The sequence below is a fragment of the Sphingobacterium phlebotomi genome, assembly GCF_008180195.1.
Taxonomy (GTDB): domain Bacteria; phylum Bacteroidota; class Bacteroidia; order Sphingobacteriales; family Sphingobacteriaceae; genus Sphingobacterium; species Sphingobacterium phlebotomi.
On record NZ_VTAV01000003.1, the window covers coordinates 202,211 to 221,004 of the forward strand.

The window sequence follows — 18,794 nt, forward strand, 5'->3', positions numbered from 1 at the left end:
GTTTCTTAATGTAAAAGGACTTGGTCAATGATATGCAATACGCCGTTGCCAGCCAGGATGTTTTCCCTTGTTAAATTGGTTTCCGTCGTGTTTCTTGTACCTAATAGTGTGATTTTATTGTAGGTTCCTGTTCCGGAATTAAACACAAGGGTCAAGGTCAGGTTGTCCCCATTTAACATGGTTTCGGTTGTAGTAACATTGGTGTTTCCACTTGTAGGGGTGGTCAATACATAGTCATACACAAACCGCCTGTCCGGTACGATATGGTACCGCACGAGCCTTTCCAGCTCTTCTACAGGCTTTTCGTTAATAATTTCCAAGGTACTGTAGCCGTAGCTCACCATGGCTGCATTGTTGGGCGCATAGATGGTATAGGCTCCCTCCTTTTGCAACAAACTCCGGACGGCTGGTACCCTTTCCAGCACTTGATTGAATAAGGTGATATCGTATTCATTGCCCACCACCTCGCTCAAATAATCGAAGAGATAGGGTTCAAGAACGCGATTGATCACCTGTATTTTCCCGTTCTTGGCATCTTTCATGACCGGGGTAATAATGGCGCCGTTGATCGTGATAACCGTATCAACGCCCTTTGTCCATTTGGTAACGAACATCTTCCCTCCGGTATACGAATAAATTTCTTGATTAAACTGGAAAGGAAGCTTGTTAAAATCATAAACGCCGTTGAGCACATGATACCGCATGATATTGGTCAATCGGCTTAGTCCGATGGTATTTACGTCGGTTGTAAACGCATCATCAGAAGGCGCTAATTGGGTGAAAGGTCCTTCCTGCAACAGCATATCATGCAATTCGGTACGCTTATTGGCGGCATCCAGCTGCGATAGATTTGCATTATCGGAAATAATCATGCTAATCAGGTTGGCATCATACGAATAGCGATTTGTTCCCTCCTTTTCGCATGCAATCAATAGCGCGAAACAGGAGGCAATCAAGAGGTATTTAATTATATTTTGCATCGTAAATGTATTAAAAATGATGGGGTATAAACAACCGGTCTACGATATAGAGCGGTCCGTTTAGCGTCATGATATCCTGCTCGATAACGGTGGCGGCTTCTGTTCCTTCCTTGGCATTTTTCAGCCGCATCTTTATGATCCCGTTTTCGCGGGTGAACGTATAAGGGCAAGTGATCCGCGGTTGGCTGTTCGGACTTGATGTTTCCAGCTGAAGTATATAGTCGCCTAGGAATTCATCCGTTAGGTCATTGGAAAAGAAAACCGTGGGATTTACGCTTCCGCCGTCTGTAGGGTAGTAGCGTCGGGCCCAGCTGTGGTGATAGGTCAAAACAGAATCCGTTTTGTGAAACGTCATGTAGTTATAGGGAGCCCCACCGGAGAATGTAAGAAATTGGCCTCTGTAGATCCAATAAGGCTCATTGAACTGCAGGAAGTCTTCCGCGCTGTTGTATCCCGCGTTTATAAAAGCTTCATTGGTGGGGGCAAAAACGGATGTTAGGCCTCCAATGTAAATATTGCTTGGATCCCATGAATTAGCGGTTACGTCCAATTGAGATTTCATGACGGCTTCTTCCATAGCATAGGTAGCCCACGGTTCCTGATCATAATAGAAATATTGACTATAGGATTCATCATTTGCCTCCACGATCTCCATAAACATGGAGAGCCGGCTATCTTCTTTCATGGTTTGCCAAAGTGTTTTTTCCGGCTTTTTAAGAAAATGATCTATATAAATTACGTTTCCCTCCTTAGCGTCACTTATTTGGTAATCTCCCATAACCTTTCCGTTGATCAGTACTTTTCCGTCGGTAATAGCTAAATAATGCGGATAGACATAAAAATCAGAGGAATATTGTCCCATTTTTAGCGCTCTATTCTCCAATTTGGATTTTAGCCGGATATTGCCGTAAGTTGATCTCACATTCGATGAATCGATTTGATCCGATAGTATGTGATAACGGATGATCGTATCCAGCTCTGCCGCGTCCATGTTCTTTAACTTTTCTTCCGTAAAGCCGGCTTCTTCAAAAGCGGCGTCAGAAGGAACCAAAAAAGTAAGGGGAGCATTTTCCCATTCGTCGTCCAACAACGCGGGTATTGTACTACCATCAAGCGCCAATTGAAATAAGGAGCTTTCTGAATCTGCAAGCACAGCGCCCAGCGTCTCTTTGTACACTTCTTCATAAGGTACTTTTTCGCCATAAGGAGGTGGCATAAATTCTTCTTGTGTGCAGGAGAGGGCTACGACAAGAAGTAATAATATGGATAATGTTTGTTTCATGGTTTTTAATTTCCAATGTTTGTTAAAACAGCTTCGTCCGGTCGGAACAATAATTTCTCAATGTTGTGTACGGTACCATTAGCTGTAAGGTAGTTCACTTTATTGTGTTGTGATAACGGTGTGAATCGGCCGTATTGCCCTGTCTCTTGCGTATTGACACCAAACCAGCGAGTATCTACGTTGTAGTAAATCCCTCTGCTCATCCTCGGATCATCCGCGATTGGAGGTGATAGCGATTGTTTGGAGAGATCAAGGTCCGTCAGGAAGATGCGTGTATCGAATAAATAGACCGCCATAAAACGATTGTAAAAGGTCGTGGGATCCATGCGATCAATACTATCGGGCGTGATCCCTTCATTCTCAAAAGCGATATTTTCGGGTGCTACAATGGACCATTCTCCCTGGGCGAGTTGATCCCAGTGTCCGAACTTTTTTAGGGCGGCTACGAATGTGCTGTACTGGCTTCTTTCGGCAAGAAAATCCTGTACTGTTCCCTCGTTGTATTTAAAACAGGCATTGACGATATTCAAGACGCCGTTGGTCAGCATGATATCGAAGCGGGTAGCCTGGGCGCCATTGACGAAAACCTTGGTTTTATCCCATTCGCTAGTCCCTGCATACTTTGAAATGATGAGGTCCTTATTGGCGAGATTCGGATAGCGGGCATCCAAGGTGCTTACCGGGATTTCTTCGCTCGTCAACAATCGACCCAGGACGTGATACTGGACCATCGTCTTTAAGCTATCTTGGTCGAGCTTGTCGAAATCCGAGGGACGGTATATACCCAAAGCATTGAATGCGGCATTGGTCGGTGCATAAACGGTTACTTTCTCGCTTCCGGTAATATTTTCCAATACGCCCGTTTTTTCCAAGGCAGCATAAAATAAGCTCAGATCAAAGTTGTTTCCGATGTAGTCTCCTACGTTTCTTGTCTCTGTATTTTCCTCATACACCAGAAATTCATCGGGGTTGCATGCTTGCAATAGCACACAACTAAGAAGAAAAAGTAAATATGTTGTAATTCTCTTTAATTGCATCACGTGGTTATTTATAGATAGGTGGATCGAACTTTCGTTGTATAGTGGTGAGATAAGCTTCCCCATTGACGACCTCGATTGTGTTTATTGCAGGGAATGACTTAGGGTTGTGAACACCGGAATGCGTATTGATGAACATACTTGGAAAACGTGCGGAGTTGACCCTGCTGGGGAGACTGACAAGTTCATTCAATCCGTAAAAAGTAAGATGGGAACACAGCCCTTTCGGCATAACATTGCCGCCTATACCCATATCGATAAAATTTAGTCCCGGAGCCAAAAAAGTAATCTGCTGCACCATATTGGTGGTAATGGTTTTGGTAGTATCCGCAAGTAATGGGAAATGGAAATACGGGCTCACGGTGGGCTCTTCGGTGTTTCGGTAAACCGGGTGAAGGAATCGTGCATAATAGTCTTGGATTGCTGTCTGGCTGTTGTAAGCCGTTGCTTCCTCCGGATATAGAGACAAGTAGACGTTCATTTCGTCCTTCATACCGTGCTCGAGCGTCGTCATTCCATCGGGTTTCCTATCCTTTGAATCTAGAAAACCCCTGGCACTCATGTTATAGAAATTCATGTATACCAAGGAATCCGAGAAAGGTAAGTGATGGAAGTTTTCCTGCCGTAAGAGTAGTCCATTTTCTTTTGTCTCAAAATCTTTTTGCAGCACATGCAACGTATAGATCTCCCTTTCTTGTAAGTTATAGGTGCCTTCGATAGCAATGTTCTGTTTCAACTCGTCGGTCAGTTCGAAAAATGGAATATCATTCACCGGTCGGAAATAGAAGGCGATCCGGTGGGATCCTGCAGGTATCTGCGCCCAGCTGGAAAGGTCAAACCCATTGAGAATTGGGCCCACCAACACATTTTCTTTCCCTGGATATTCTGGGTTGTTGCGCTTGGTACTTCCGGCACTATGCGTTGGATAGGGAGCAGCGTACCGGACACGTTTATCCAGGAAGTCGCCCACTATAGCCGCGCTTATGGGTACCCCGTTCTGGTCATATTCGGGATCGATAAGCATGGTCAGATAAGGAACCAGAAGATCCTTGTCGCCAAGATTAACTTCATAGTTAAGATTATTGAATACCCTTAAATAAGCCGGATTCTCTACCTCGTGATATTCTATCTTCGTACAAGAATGCAATAGCAGACCTATACTGGCAATGAAAGCCGTTAGATAATGTTGTGGTTTCATTATTTTGTATGTTTAACAATGATCATTCTGGAATTGTAACGCGTATCTTCGGTCTGCTGTCCGATCAGCGCGACACTGTAGGAGCCAATATCCATCATAGGCATATTGCCTCGGACGTCATACAGCGCCGGCCTGGTAATGAATTCCTGCGATGTACGGACAGGAACCTCATCGGCCCATGTTCCCGGTGTCGTATTTTGGGTTGCCTGATAGGCCATAATCTTTAGCGGTTGTATATCGGTACTGCCAACCAATTGCAGTAATCTGACGTTGGGGTGAACCCAGGGTATAAAACCGGGAGTCAACTGTTCCGTAGATCGCTCGTCAAAGGCGCGGCCATTGTTATTGAAAGGCCTGCCGTTATCCGACGTAAATGTTGCATACGGAAAGCTGGTGTTGAGATTAAAAAACCGGAGGTCCGTATAAAAGTTGCTCACATTTCGTTCATACGACGCATCTTGCGTAGCCGTTCCGCCGGCATAGGTTACGCCCGACAGGTTGTTGTGCGAAACGACTAGGCTGTCCCTTCCGCTTGCGTTACGGTAGAGCCACACCGTGTAATTATCTCCAGCCTTCACATCATAGTCTAAGGTGGCCAACGAAGAATTGTTGCTTACCGCTTCAAATTTATATTTACCGTGTACCGTGGTGAGGTATTCCGTATAGTTTCCAAAAGAGGCTGTCGCAGTGGATTTACCACCTACTTTCAGCGAAATTTCTCCTTGCTCAGGTTTGGCATTTACAAATTGAATACGGGCATACGTATTGTTCGTGGGGGGATCAACATCCGCGATAATCCGAAACCCGTTCTGCATCTGATCATGTGTGTACTCCGGATCGTTGATATTTGGGTATTCAAAGGGCTGCGAATAAACCACTACCGTATACACTCCTCCAGGTTTAAACGTGGCAATGGGGTTATAGGTGAGGTAAGTAGGTATAACCGCTGTCCTGTTCTCAATAAAACTGATAGATGACGTCATGTAATCCATGGTAGGGCTTCCGGACGAAGGCAATTGCCGCTGATCTTCAGCGAGAACCTTTAATTGGTACGTGCCATAGGGAATTTCTACATACTCCGATACCTCACCAACCGGCACACTGTTCAGCTGTTCAGCGATGGAAGTTCCATCTGACCAAGCGAGGCTCACCGGACCATACAGTTCTTCGATGACTTCCTGGTGCTGCTGGCTTTCGCCCGGCTTTTCGCTAAAATTGATAAGCCGGACCTTGCAGTTCTCCGGGTTTCGCGGCGACTCCTCACCCCGAGGAACGACTATGATCTCGGGTAGGCCTACGTTATAGTAATCGCCTAACAGGGTGTAATAATCCACAGGTAAGCCGTCATCATGAATTTCAAATTCCTTTTCTAAACCGATACCAATACCTTGATAGGCAACTAAAGTAATGGCGACATCGGCTTTGTTTTCATCGTTGAGCAGATCCTGCGGCACATTCCACAACGTCCCCAAACGACCATCTTCCGGAAAGTATTTTGTTGCCGGATACCGACCTGACAGCGGATCGGAATCTCCAGCTCGTACAACGAAATTCGTCAGGGAATCGCCATTGACGACGACCTGATTTGAACCGCCAAGGTTGACGAGACGCACATTGGAACTTTCAAAGGCCTCGGTATTGTACCGATTATCCGTATATTCAACAAGCTTATCCTTAGCGCAGGATACGAATAGTCCTACTAAAAACAGTGCATATATAAGGTGACTGAATTTCATATTAAAATAAATTATAGGTAAAACCAAGCATAATTTCACTTCCACGCTTGTAGCTGCGGTTTATATATTCATTTCCGTACCACTTGCCACCCGTGCTCGGGTTGGCGTACACGGTCTTGATGGCGGGATTAAGAATGTTTTTAGCATAGCCCTTAAAGATTATTCGGGGAGTTATTTTCTGACTAAAGACAAAATCTAGTGTCGGAGCGGGTTGGGTATATAAATCTGGCTCGCCTGTGAGATTAATCTGGATCAGCCGTTCGCCTACCATATTAAAGGTCGTCGTGAGATCGGTTCCGGATGCTTTATTGTTATAGTTTAGCCACAGATTGATAGAGTAGGGGGCCTGCTCAAACAAAGGGCTGTTAAGAGGCGCATGCCGATCGATAAACCTATTCGCAGCCAGCCGTTCTTCCGATTTCTTTATTTCACTTTGGGCAATCAGCAGGTTTGACCCAAAAAACAAGACCTCACGCTGTCCCCAGAATTTACTTAGATCCTTCACGGCTTCAAATTCCAATCCCCAAACCCTACCCGTATTTTTGTCGTTTTGAAACTGGATGATCGGAAACTCAGGATATGTTGCTGCAAGTCCTTCGGTTCGTAGATTGAATACTTTCACTAACTGGTTATTGATCTGTTTTCCGAACGCGGAAACGGCAAAAACTTCGCCGGCATCCGGAAACCATTCCCAGCGGAAATCGAGGTTTTGTGTCTTTTGATTGACCAGATCGCGATTGCCCACAATAAGACCCATTTGGTAAGGATCAAACTCAAATACATTGGTAATTTCCCGTAATTCGGGACGAGCTAGGGTACTGTTGTACGCCATGCGGAAGTTCATGTTCTCCTTGAACGTGTAAGTCAGGTTGGCGGAGTAATAGGGGACATATTCCGTTTTGTAAACCGAATTGGCATCCCCGAATGGTGTGACCAAGATATTGCCTTCTTCGTCGACGGTTGACAGTTTCGGATCCACATAGACGTCTTTTGTGTCTACCCTTGTCTGGATATTTGTTTTTTCAAAACGGACGCCTCCCGTCAAACGGAAGTCTGAGGGCAACTGCAGGTCGAGCATGGCATAGGCTGCTCTGGTTTCGTAGAAACCTTTATAGTTGTTTGGCGATTTTTTACTGTTGTACAAAAAGCCACCGAGGGGTATTTCGCCTTCTCCTGTACCACCTTTAGGCATCTTCACGCCAATAATTTCATTGCTGACCATCCTGTCTAGGTTTCCGTCTACATCAAGTAGCGTAAATCTGCCACCATCATTGAAGTTGGAACCCGGAAGGAAAAGGACATTTTCTGTAAAAACCCGTTCCCTATAGAGATAATTGACACCCGTTTTAAATTCTTGCTTTTCACCTAGAAATGGAAACGGTATGCTGAGGTCAGCCTTGTGGTTATAGCTATCTTCTTCGAGATTCCTCCAACGGCGGCCGTTTGGTTCTGCTTGTATAGTTCCATACGCTCCGAATCCGTTCACATAGCCGGAGCTTAACGCGTAAAGGTGCTCGGTATATGTCCATTCGGTATTTGCACCGCCTGAAGGGCCTATGACGGGCTTCATGTAATACGTGCCGCCTACAGGAACGTAGTCTATTAGAGAAGCATAGCGGAAATCAGGGTCATTTTGGCTGGATTGCGACATGGAAAGATTGTAGCTTAGGCGTGGCGAGTAGGCAGATCTCAGAAACTTGTGCTCGCCTTGAAAGTTAAACGTCTGCAAATCACGAAAGCTTTGCTTCAGCGAGTAGATGGTACTGAACACATCCCCGGCAAGACCGGTATATTCATATGCCCCATTCATATTGGTGGCGGTTGACTCTCCGCCCCAGCTCCCTACATACTGTGCACTGATTTCATGCCGGGGGCTAAATTGGTATGTTAGTCCCGCTAAGGTACCGTAGTTTAAGGTTTCTACGCCGGTGTTCTCTTTATAGGTTTGGTATTTTCCCATATACAGACTGTTCGGGGTGATGTAGTTGGGAATATGGCGATAGCTATAGATATCCGGATTCCCCGTGACCACACCCTGATAGATGCTGTATTGGGTAAGGTCTCCATCGTAGATGTCTGTTGTGCGCCGATAGTAATTTCCGCCTAGAATCACGCCGAGCGTATGCTTGTCTTGGAAAAGCTTATAGGAATTTCCGAAGGTTGCTGAGTAGAGTTGATTGAGCGGTGCGCGCCGATGCTTGGTGGTCATGACCGGATCAAATCCCTGCATGATGCCATTGATCCGTTGTACTTCATTCCTGGCTTGAGGATTGTAGCCGCTATTTGCGATTAAGTTGTGGATATCCCCAAGTCCTTTGGGATATTGGCTGGATAGATTTAAAAAATCGGAGGTCAAGTCTTTGTTATTGATCTTGGTACCTAACAGGCCCATCTCGCTGTTCCAGAAACTGTTGTATTGTCCGCCTATCCCAATGTTGGAATTCAATCCAGTCTGTGCAATGAATTCTAAAGTCATTTTATCAGGCACAGATTTGGTCTTCAGTTCTACAATTCCGGAAGCGGCATCCGCCGGTTTGTCGGGCGTCACGGTTTTATATACCGTGATGTTATCCAGAAGAGATGCCGGAACAAGATCTAAGGGAATCGAACTCTTATCGGGGTCGGAGGAAGCCAGGCGTACGCCATTTAATTGGCCAATGACGGACCGGTCTCCTAAGCCTCTGACAGCGACATACTTATCGTCAGTTACGGTTACGCCAGTTACACGCTGTAGCGCTTGTGTAGTGGTAATACTGGCCGTCCGTTCGATCTGCTGTGCCGAGATGGCATCTTGTACAATGGCTGCTTTCTTACGTTCTTCCAGTACTGCCGCCTCGGTGTTCGTCCGACGACGGGCTTGCACCGTCACGGCAACCTCTTCCAGTATCTCTGTGGCCTGTTGCATCCTTACCGAAAGGGCAGCGTCGCTCGTTCCAACATTTATTTCTCGGCTTTCCATACCGAGAAATGTAAATACCAGTGTGGCGCCATTCGTAGGCACCATGATACTGAAATTCCCGTTTGTATCGGAAGATGAAACTGTTTGTGTTCCTTTAACCCGAATCGATACGCCAGATAGTGGCCTACGTTTATCGTCGTGTACATGGCCCTGGATCTGACGCTGTTGTTGGGATTTGGAATGGTTAACGCCAACAGGTGAGGTTTTCCTTGTGATCGTTACAATTTTGTTGCTGATCCTATATTCAAACGGAAGACCGGCGAAGCAACGTGCCAATACTTCGCTTATATCGGCGTTTTTTATATGGACGCTTATCCGAGGTGTTCCATCAAATATTTCAGCATCGTAAAAGAAATCGTATCTTGTCTTTTCGCTGATTTCGTCGATAAGATCAACCAGGTGTACGCGTTCCTTCTCGATAGATAGCCGCTGTCCGTAGGTGGCCGCGCTGAGGTGGGTGAGGACGCCGATAAATAATAGCATGGTGATTTTCATAACACGCATGATTTGACGAAGATTTCTATGTATACAATTGTTCTTTAATGGCCATAGAGAATATTCATGTGAATATTTCATACTTTTGTCTGATAGTTATTGTTGTTGATTATACTTGACGAAACTTTTTTAATGACTTTAACTTCTGGCGGTGGATGTTGGTAGCATCTCCGCCTCTTTGTTTTATGTCCGGTTTTAGGGCAGCTATTTTTTCACAATAAGCCTCCTCTCTTTTAGTTCTACATTGATGTTTTGTACGGAAGATAGCATTTCGATTACCGCCGATAATGGTTGGCTGCGGGACACTTTTCCCGTAAACTTCTTTTTACCAAGGTCTGAGGGGCAATCCACCTCAATATCATACCATCTTGCGATCTTCTTAAGGATACTTTGCAGTTCTTCGCTTCTAAAGACAAAATAGTCATTTACCCATGCGAGTTCCTGTTTTATGTTTACCGCGGATACAGAAATATCTCGATCGACAATGGCGTGCTCCCCAGGTTTCAGTAACGTTGACCCGCCAGTTGCCGTAGAGGTGAGGCGTACACTTCCTTCAACCAATGTGGTATAGTGATAAGTATCGTCCTGGTAAGCGCTTACGTTAAAAGTGGTTCCCAGGACCTGGATTTCCTGTTTTAAGGTTTCCACAAAAAAGGGAATATGTTGATTTTTACTATTGACCGCCTTTGCTATCTCGAAGTATACTTCTCCGCTCATTTTTACCCGTCGTTCTTTTCCCGTGAATTTTACTGGATAGGTTAGGGAGGAAGCAGCATTCAGTAGCGCTTTCGAACCGTCAGGCAGGATAACGCGGTACTGGCCACCATTGGGCGTTACTATACTGTTGGAAGCGTTGTCGTCAGTTGCAGTCTGTCCATCGACTTTGTATACAATCTCGCCCTCAATGGTTTTCTCGATCCGCAGCCCATGCTGTGCCGCTATCTGTCCGTTTTCGGTTTCTGAAAGGGTGATAATGGAGCCGTCAGACAGCGTGAGAAACGCCTTGTCATCTCCGGGTAACCCCTCGCTTTCTGCTTGCTTAACTTGTGGCATGGAAATCTTTGGTTGGATATTATGAAAGGCCCAAAGTCCAGCTCCGATCAGGAGTACAGCTGCTGCAACAGACTTCGTCCACAAGCTTAGTCTAAAATAGCGTCTTTTGTTGGGGTAATCCAGCGGTGGAAGCTGTACTTGTGTCCTTAGTTGTTGATCAAGCTCTTGCTTGAACTTTTCCAGACGTCTGTCATCTGGAATTTGTTTTGTGCGTTCCTCCAGTTCATCCCAAACATTTTCTATACAAGATTCAACAAATTCCTTGTCAACATCCAGGGAAAGGTAAAGTTCTACCAGTTCAATTTCATGTGGTAGACATTTCCCTTTGAAGTAGCGAATTAGCGTTTCTCTTGATGGTCTGTTCATGTATTTCTTCCTTTAGACACAGTTAATAGTATGCTCTCTACCATAAACAATGAGAAAAGGAATCTTTACCACTATGCGAATAGTGGGATTTAATGATTTATTAATATAGGAAGGGGAGGGTTAATAACAATTTAATAAAGGGAACCCATAAAGGGCAATAATACCAGAAGAAAAGCCTCGGGATATTCTTTCATTTCCTCGCGTAGGATTTTGAGTGCTGCATTCATGTGGTTACCCACCGTGTTGATGGATATGCCCGTTTTATCAGCAATTTCCTGTCGGGTCAAATCCTGGTCCCTGCTAAGCAGGAACACGGTTCTTTGGCGTTCAGTTAGTTTGTCCAGTGCCTTTTGATACCTCGTGTGGATTTCCGATAAGAAAAGTTCGGGATGATCGACGGTTCCCAAGGCTGTTAGTTCTATATTTTCTATGGGTTCAGTTGCTAAAATCCGCTTTCTGGCGTGCCCAATAATTTCCCGGCGTAGGATACCGAAAAGATATTCATCCGGTCTGGATACATATGTTATCCGATTTTTATGTTGCCATAATCTTAAAAAAGCATTCATGACCAACTCCTCTGCATCTTCTTTACTTGGAGTCATTTGTTGAGCAAACGCGAACAGCTGGTAATAATAATGTTCTACGACATCTTTAAAAACCGGTTCGTTACCGTTAAGCCATTTTCTGATAATACCATCAATTTCTTGTTTGGACATTGTACAGCGATAAATTGCCCAAAGTTAAAGAATGAAAATATAGGTCAATAGTTATCTTTTTGTTAACACATTATTAATAAGTGCATTCTGGTTCTATCGTCATTATTCATCGGGATAATTGGCCGCGAAGACAGGGGGTAGAAACTGGTTGTGTAAAGTACGTTCGGTATCTTACGGTATATTTTGGCATAGAAAATGCGAGGATTCATGATTATATTCGATTCTGACTATTTAACATGAAGTATACACGTATCGCTTTCGTCGTTTTAGCTTTTTTATTCGCTAAAACAGGCCTATCCCAGATCCATTACCAACCTTATTCCTACGAGCAGTATCAACGAAACATGACACAGATACATGGGGATAGTTTGGCACATACAGCAGTGAAACCGTTTATAGGAACGAATATAGATGCACGGCACGAAATTGGTCCACGAGACACAACCAGAAGTTGGTGGTACCGGAAGTTGTTTCAGGAGCATTTGATAGAAGTAGCGAAAGATGACCATACTTTTTATCTGGATTTCATGCCTGATTTTATTATGGGTGCGGAGCGTGGTACAAATAGCAAAACGTTGTGGACGAATACGCGTGGTGCGCAGGCTGGCCTCTCGGTGAACAAGAAGTTTTCTTTGTTTGTTAGTTTCTATGAGAACCAGGCGCGCTATCCGAGTTTTATCGATAGTGCGGCACGTGGGATCGGCAATTTGCCGGGACAAGGATATTCCAAAAATATCAATACCGGAAAATACGATTGGATGAACTCTACGGCTAATATGAGTTATCATTTCTCGGATGCGTTTCAGGTGAGTGTAGCCTATGATAAGCTCCATATCGGTGAAGGGTATAGATCTGTTTTAGTATCCGATAATCCGTATAATTTTACACATGCCCGGTTATCGGGAACGGTCGGGCGCTGGCAGTACCACTCGATCTGGGCTTATATGAACGATTTAAGAAATCCGCGTCTGGCGGATGGCGATGATCCTTTTTCCGACAGACTGGGGAATGGCGTTAAGTATGGAGTTTTTCATTATATTGATTATCTAGCAGGTGAGAAGGTATCTCTTGGACTTTTCCATTCCTTGATATGGGCGCAGAACAATCAGGGCGCTGGAGGGAAAGCGAACGGTGGGTTGGGTCTGAATGTGAAATACCAGCCTTGGCAGAAATACATCTTCTATGGGCAACTGTATGCGGATGATCTCTCCAAGTTTGGCTTCGGAAGTAACGACAACCACCGGACCGCTTTTCAACTGGGCGGAAAGACATTTGATTTGTTTGACGTGGCGAACCTGAATGTGACGGCGGAGTATAATCAGGCAGCCCCTTATACGTATCAACATCCTAACAGCCGGATTAATTATACCAGTAACGGAGAAGCGTTGGCACATCCTCGGGGAGCCAATTTCCGGGAGGTGTTGGGGATTGCCACCTATCGCTGGAACCGCTGGGAAGTTTATGGTCAGACGATGTATGCACGTTACGGGCTAGACCCAACTGACGCTCGTAATGTTGGCGTTGATCTTTTTAAGGAGGAGGTCACAGAGGAAGGTTTCCACATCGGACAAGGAAACCTAAATAACTTGTTTTACCATGAAATCCGTTTCTCCTATGTAATGAACCCCAAGTATAACCTGCGGTGGGAATTGGGTTTGATTGATCGCCGCAACAAAAACACCGTTACGGGTGATTATCATCATGCGACGATTTTCACCTTTGGATTGCGTTCTTCTTTTAGAACATTCCAACGGGAATATGGAGATTAACAAGAAAAATGCTTGAATTTATATTATATATGTTATTTTTGTAATGGCCATTAAGTTAATGGTCATTAAATTAATGGCTGTTAGCTAAATTCAAGATGAAATTCTACAATAGGCATAAAGAGCTGGAATTATTGGACAGTAATTTCAAACGGTCGATGCAGAGCGCTTGCTTTCAAGCCGTAATCGGAAGGCGGCGTGTCGGTAAGACCTCACTTTTAATGGAATCCGTCAAAGGCAAAACATATCTTTATCTTTTTGTTTCTCGAAAAAATGAAAACCTGTTATGTCAGCAATTTCAAAAGGATGCCGAACAGATGCTTGGACTCCGTATCTTCGGCACAATAAATTACTTTAGGGATTTATTTGAGCAACTTTTGCTTTTCGCTATAAAAGAACATTTTACGCTCATAATTGATGAATTCCAAGAATTTGAAAATGTAAATTCTTCTATATTCAGTGATATCCAGGATCTATGGGATCAATATAAAGATCAGGCAAAGATTAATCTAATCGTTTGTGGTTCCGTGTATTCGCTCATGACCAAAATATTTGAGCACAGTAAAGAACCCTTATTTGGCAGGTTGACATCCAAAATGATTGTCCGCCCATTTAAGGTAGATGTAATTAAGGAGATATTAGGCGATTATAATCCAGATTTTGGGCCAGAAGATCTTCTTTGTTTGTATATGATATCGGGGGGAGTTGCGAAATACATCGAGTTGTTGATGGAAGATGGGGCGGTGAGGAAAGACCTGATGTTGGATATAATAACACGTCAGGATTCACCATTCTTAAGTGAAGGGAAGGATGTCCTGATCGCGGAGTTTGGGAAAGAATACGGTACGTATTTCTCTATTCTTCAGTTGATCGCAGCCGGAAAAAATACACAAAGTGAGATTGATTCCATTATCGAAAAAAATACGGGATCCTATTTAAATAACCTTGAACAGCATTATTCTTTAATTGCGCGCAATAAACCTATTTTTTCTAAACCAAATAGTCGTAAAAGTAAGTGGTTCCTGCGGGATCATTATCTGCGCTTTTGGTTTAGGTTTATATATCCGCATCAGGCACTTATTGAAATAGGACGCTTGGATTTGCTGCGTGAAATTATGGAGAGAGGATACGAGCAATACAGCGGGTTATTATTGGAACAGTACTTCCGTGAAAAGATAAGCTTGGAAGAGCGTATTACCGAAATTGGCAATTTTTGGGATAATAAGGGACAAAATGAAATTGATATCGTCGCCTTGAATCATCTGGATAAAACGGCAATCTTAGCTGAAGTAAAAAGAAACCCCAAGAAAATTGACTTAAACGTATTACAATATAAGGCTAAAGCTTTAGAGAAAGAACTTGCGCCATTCCAAGTGAGCTTACGAGGTTTGTCTATGAAGGATATGTAAAACCGCAAGGTCTCGGTCCTATCTTAAATGTTTATCGAAAAAATCAACGGCTAGCTCCGCTACTTTTTGATGCACGCGGTTTGAAAGGAGAGAAGGTCTTATCGCTTTGCTTTATATCGTCAGCGGTTGGACTCTTGATGGTCTGTTCATGTAGTGTTTTGTTTAGGCACCGTTAATAATTTGTGCTCTACTAAGAACAATGATAAAATGAACCCGCACCACTAGATGAAAAGTGGGATTTAATGATTTATTAATATGGACGGGTGTAGGTTAATTTGTCTAAAGCCTGCCGGTATCTAGCGCGGATTTCTGATAGGGCGAGTTAGGGATGCTCGACGGCTCCCAATTCCCTCAAGTCGATGTTTTCTATTGGTTCGGTCACCAAAGTTCGCCTTCTGGCATGCCCGATTATCGTTGTACTTCCCGAAGTGCACTTGCATAGCTAACTATTTCGTAAAATGAAATTAATATAGCGCTAACAATAAACCAGTAGGTTTGCTGCAAATATTAAATGAAACATGCGTTCTAAACCATCAAAACTTCTTTGGCTATTACTTTCGTTAAGTGCGACTTCCCTATCCGTAAATGCTCATGTTATAAAAGTCAATGGCCAGGTCAATCAGATTGATAAAAACCAAGCGTCTTTAAGAGGAAAAGTAGTTGACTCGCAAGGAAACCCGATAGCGGGTGCTACGGTTACCAACGACCGGACAAAGTCTTCTACGCAAACAGGTCTGGATGGCGCTTTTGTTATTCAGGGGGTCGTAGGCGATCACCTGTCTGTCAATTTTATCGGATTTAACTCCACTACAGCAGAAACATCTACTAATCAGGATATCTTATTCACGTTGACATCCCAATCGCAGGAGATCGATGAGGTTCTGGTATCCATTGGATATCAGCGCGTCCGAAAATCGGATGTCACGGGGGCGATTGCCAGCGTGAGGGCGGAAGAACTCAACTTGTCTTCTCCAAAATTATCGCAAGCCTTAGTGGGTAAGGTGGCAGGTGTACAGGTTATGCAGACTTCTGGGGCTCCTTATGATGGTACCAAGATTCGTGTACGTGGGATGGGATCTATTAATGCTTCATCCGATCCTTTGTATGTTATTGATGGCTACCCTGCAGGCAATAATCTAAATATAAACCCAAATGACATTGAGACGATTGATGTGTTGAAAGATGCGGCTTCGGCGGCAATCTATGGTTCTCGTGCTGCGGGGGGAGTTGTCTTGATCACGACCAAAAGGGGTAAAGAAGGAAAAAGTAATGTGGATTATGAGTTGTTGACGGGCTTTGGTCAGCTTTCTAAAAAAATAGACTTGCTCAATGCCGAAGAGTATATCGATCTGTTGATCGATGGCCGTAACAACGCTTATCGGGATTTGATTGTCAACGGTGGAGGAACTTGGTCGGATGCGATGCGTATGGATGATAACACAACACGGGTACAACGTGTACCTGGAAATGCGGGCTCTGTCACTATTCCGGAAGAATACTATGATTTTGCGACAGGAACGGCAAAACCTTCACAATATGATACCGATTGGCAGGATGCCCTGTACCGAAATGCACCGTTTCAACGGCACAACCTGTCGGCATATGGCGGCAATGACAAAGCACGCTATTTAGCCAGCGCTTCGTATCAAAATCAAAAAGGGATCATGCTGGGCACGGACCAACAGACCTTCAACTTCCGTACGAACCTAGACGCCAAAGTCAGTGACCGTCTGACCGTAGGGGCAAACGTCTCCTTTACCTATAATGACAACAACGAAGTTTCTACCGGAAGGTACGATCGAAGCCCATCCATGGCTGCACTGATTTATTTGCCAACGCTTCCTGTCTATAATGAAGACGGTAGCTATGCCCAATATTTGATGGCGGACTTATCGGCAAATAATTATGGGATCCAGAATCCGGAGAATCCGTTGGCGTATGCAACACAAATTAAGGATAATCGTCGGGGGAAACGGGGGTTGTATAATGCTTTTGCCGATTTCGAGATTGTATCGGGCTTGAACTTAAAGGTAAATGGTGGCTTATCGACCTATGATGAAAAATATGACTATTATCGCCCGACCAGCATCTCGAATGGGAACAACCCGCCGTACTCCAGCCAGGCAATCAATGCCGCGTATGCAGATGCAAGAACGAGAAGCGAGATCGATAAATTGGTGGAAGCAACCTTGACGTTTAATAGAACGTTTAATGAAAAGCACCAACTTAACGCGTTGTTAGGTTATTCTGCACAGCGTACGGATATTGATCAGATTTTGATGCGGGCTAATGGCTTTCAGCACGATAAGATTGGCGAAATAACGGATAAGGGTGCTAACCCAACCAATTTCGAACTGATTCCGGGGACCCTCACCAATCCCGAAACATTTAAACGGGTCACGACGTTACAGTCTTATTTTAGCCGCGTGATGTATAATTATGATGCGAAGTACTTTTTATCTGCATCGTTCCGTACAGACGCTTCGTCTCGATTTGGACCGGAATCCAAGTGGGGAACGTTCCCTTCGGTTTCTGCAGGCTGGACACTTTCTAACGAGGACTTCTATACAGACTGGTTAGGTATGGGGTCTTCCATCAAACTGCGTGCAAGCTGGGGATTAAGTGGAAATAACAATATCGGCGATTATAGACATACCACGACGATGAGCTCGCCAAATGGTTTGATTATCGACGATCGCGTGGTAACGGGTTATTGGTCGGATAGTTTTCAGGATTTGGGGTTAGGATGGGAATCGACGTCCCAATACAATGGAGGAATCGATATCGGCCTATGGAATGGCCGTGTTAATGTGATGGCCAATCTTTACCGAAGCCGCTCGTTTGACCTTTTATTCAACCAACCTGTTTCGGCGATATCGGGAACGACTTCCATCCTGACGAATATGCGTAACAGTAAAGTAGAAAATAAAGGGTTTGATATCCAATTGGATGCCACTTTAATCAAGAAGCGGGATTTTCAACTTGGTTTTAGCGGTAATATCAACGTCAACCGTAATAAGGTGCTTGACCTAGGCGGTGCCGCGACCATCACGACAAATGGTGCTGAACGTTCATACCTCACCCATATTACACAAGAAGGAAGCCCGATTGGTATGTTCTACGGATTTAAAGTATTGGGTATCGCTACCGAAGAGAACTATCGCGATTTGGCGCCATCTGTGGGCTCTACTAATCCTATACAACCGGGCGATCTTTATTTCGAAGATGTGGATGGCAATGGGGTGGTAAATGACGCAGATAAACGTATCATTGGCAATCCGCATCCAGATTTCACCTACGGTTTTGCATTCAATGCGCGTTATAAAAGCTTTGATATCCGTGCTTCATTTAACGGGTCACAGGGTAATATGGTGCTGGATGGTTATGACTACTATTTGTATAATATGGAAGGGTCGGGTAATCAATATGCTGATGTAGCACAAAGATACCGTTCGGCAGAGAATCCGGGTAACGGTAAGGTATACCGGGCATCCCGTGCGGGTACACAGAGTAACAATACACGCCTTTCTACTTTCTATTTGCAGGATGGGTCTTTCTTACGCATGACCAATGTGATGTTGGGCTACAACCTGCCGCAAAATTTGACGGAGAAACTACGGATTGCCGGCGTGCGCGTGTATGCGAGCGTAGAGAATCCATTTACCATCACGAAGTATAAAGGATATAACCCTGAACCTGATTATAACCAACGTGGAAATCTGACCCCGGGGGTAGATTATGGATTGTATCCGTTGGTTAGAGGTTATAATTTAGGTTTGAAAGTTACATTCTAGCAT

At 44.3% G+C, this 18,794-nt stretch carries 11 protein-coding genes; 3 read left to right on the top strand and 8 right to left on the bottom strand.

Features of this window, described 5'->3' with window-relative positions:
- Window positions 1–5 precede the first annotated feature (5 nt).
- The 8 genes from FXV77_RS07170 to FXV77_RS07205 form a co-directional block, all read right to left on the bottom strand.
- A complete protein-coding gene (locus tag FXV77_RS07170) occupies window positions 6–980 on the bottom strand; it encodes a fasciclin domain-containing protein (protein WP_148918539.1) in 975 nt (324 codons plus the stop codon).
- Between the two features lie 10 nt (window positions 981–990).
- Window positions 991–2,262, bottom strand: a complete 1,272-nt coding sequence (locus tag FXV77_RS07175; RefSeq protein ID WP_148918540.1) for a fasciclin domain-containing protein — start codon at window positions 2,260–2,262, stop codon at window positions 991–993.
- 5 nt (window positions 2,263–2,267) lie between these two features.
- The gene (locus FXV77_RS07180; protein WP_187444049.1) at window positions 2,268–3,299 is read right to left on the bottom strand and encodes a fasciclin domain-containing protein; all 1,032 of its coding nucleotides are present in this window, start codon (window positions 3,297–3,299) and stop codon (window positions 2,268–2,270) included.
- 7 nt (window positions 3,300–3,306) lie between these two features.
- Window positions 3,307–4,497 (bottom strand): hypothetical protein, encoded by a 1,191-nt coding sequence (locus FXV77_RS07185; RefSeq protein WP_148918542.1) that lies wholly within the window; start codon window positions 4,495–4,497, stop codon window positions 3,307–3,309.
- A complete protein-coding gene (locus FXV77_RS07190; RefSeq protein ID WP_148918543.1) occupies window positions 4,497–6,233 on the bottom strand; it encodes a DUF4397 domain-containing protein in 1,737 nt (578 codons plus the stop codon). The genes FXV77_RS07185 and FXV77_RS07190 overlap by 1 nt, the downstream gene beginning before the upstream one ends.
- 1 nt (window position 6,234) lies before the next feature.
- Window positions 6,235–9,687, bottom strand: coding sequence for a carboxypeptidase-like regulatory domain-containing protein (locus FXV77_RS07195; RefSeq protein WP_246162327.1), 3,453 nt, complete (start codon window positions 9,685–9,687; stop codon window positions 6,235–6,237).
- A 204-nt stretch (window positions 9,688–9,891) separates the two neighbouring features.
- Entirely contained in the window at window positions 9,892–11,106 is a 1,215-nt protein-coding gene (locus FXV77_RS07200; RefSeq protein ID WP_148918544.1) for a FecR family protein, read from the bottom strand.
- A gap of 131 nt (window positions 11,107–11,237) precedes the next feature.
- Window positions 11,238–11,822, bottom strand: coding sequence for an RNA polymerase sigma factor (locus tag FXV77_RS07205; RefSeq protein ID WP_148918545.1), 585 nt, complete (start codon window positions 11,820–11,822; stop codon window positions 11,238–11,240).
- A 236-nt stretch (window positions 11,823–12,058) separates the two neighbouring features.
- Here FXV77_RS07205 and FXV77_RS07210 point away from each other — a divergent pair, with 236 nt between their 5' ends.
- The 3 genes from FXV77_RS07210 to FXV77_RS07220 all read left to right on the top strand — a co-directional run bounded on the left by FXV77_RS07210 (window position 12,059) and on the right by FXV77_RS07220 (window position 18,791).
- The gene (locus FXV77_RS07210) at window positions 12,059–13,591 is read left to right on the top strand and encodes a gliding motility protein RemB (protein ID WP_148918546.1); all 1,533 of its coding nucleotides are present in this window, start codon (window positions 12,059–12,061) and stop codon (window positions 13,589–13,591) included.
- 95 nt (window positions 13,592–13,686) lie between these two features.
- Window positions 13,687–14,997, top strand: coding sequence for an ATP-binding protein (locus FXV77_RS07215; protein WP_148918547.1), 1,311 nt, complete (start codon window positions 13,687–13,689; stop codon window positions 14,995–14,997).
- 518 nt (window positions 14,998–15,515) lie between these two features.
- Window positions 15,516–18,791, top strand: a complete 3,276-nt coding sequence (locus FXV77_RS07220) for a SusC/RagA family TonB-linked outer membrane protein (protein ID WP_148918548.1) — start codon at window positions 15,516–15,518, stop codon at window positions 18,789–18,791.
- Window positions 18,792–18,794: the final 3 nt, after the last annotated feature.

What these genes read in the sequence shown, in the direction of transcription:
- FXV77_RS07170 (WP_148918539.1), bottom strand. Translation starts at nt 980, where the DNA reads ATGCAAAATATAATTAAATACCTCTTGATTGCCTCCTGTTTCGCGCTA.
- FXV77_RS07175 (WP_148918540.1), bottom strand. Translation starts at nt 2,262, where the DNA reads ATGAAACAAACATTATCCATATTATTACTTCTTGTCGTAGCCCTCTCC.
- FXV77_RS07180 (WP_187444049.1), bottom strand. Translation starts at nt 3,299, where the DNA reads ATGCAATTAAAGAGAATTACAACATATTTACTTTTTCTTCTTAGTTGT.
- FXV77_RS07185 (WP_148918542.1), bottom strand. Translation starts at nt 4,497, where the DNA reads ATGAAACCACAACATTATCTAACGGCTTTCATTGCCAGTATAGGTCTG.
- FXV77_RS07190 (WP_148918543.1), bottom strand. Translation starts at nt 6,233, where the DNA reads ATGAAATTCAGTCACCTTATATATGCACTGTTTTTAGTAGGACTATTC.
- FXV77_RS07195 (WP_246162327.1), bottom strand. Translation starts at nt 9,687, where the DNA reads ATGAAAATCACCATGCTATTATTTATCGGCGTCCTCACCCACCTCAGC.
- FXV77_RS07200 (WP_148918544.1), bottom strand. Translation starts at nt 11,106, where the DNA reads ATGAACAGACCATCAAGAGAAACGCTAATTCGCTACTTCAAAGGGAAA.
- FXV77_RS07205 (WP_148918545.1), bottom strand. Translation starts at nt 11,822, where the DNA reads ATGTCCAAACAAGAAATTGATGGTATTATCAGAAAATGGCTTAACGGT.
- FXV77_RS07210 (WP_148918546.1), top strand. Translation starts at nt 12,059, where the DNA reads ATGAAGTATACACGTATCGCTTTCGTCGTTTTAGCTTTTTTATTCGCT.
- FXV77_RS07215 (WP_148918547.1), top strand. Translation starts at nt 13,687, where the DNA reads ATGAAATTCTACAATAGGCATAAAGAGCTGGAATTATTGGACAGTAAT.
- FXV77_RS07220 (WP_148918548.1), top strand. Translation starts at nt 15,516, where the DNA reads ATGCGTTCTAAACCATCAAAACTTCTTTGGCTATTACTTTCGTTAAGT.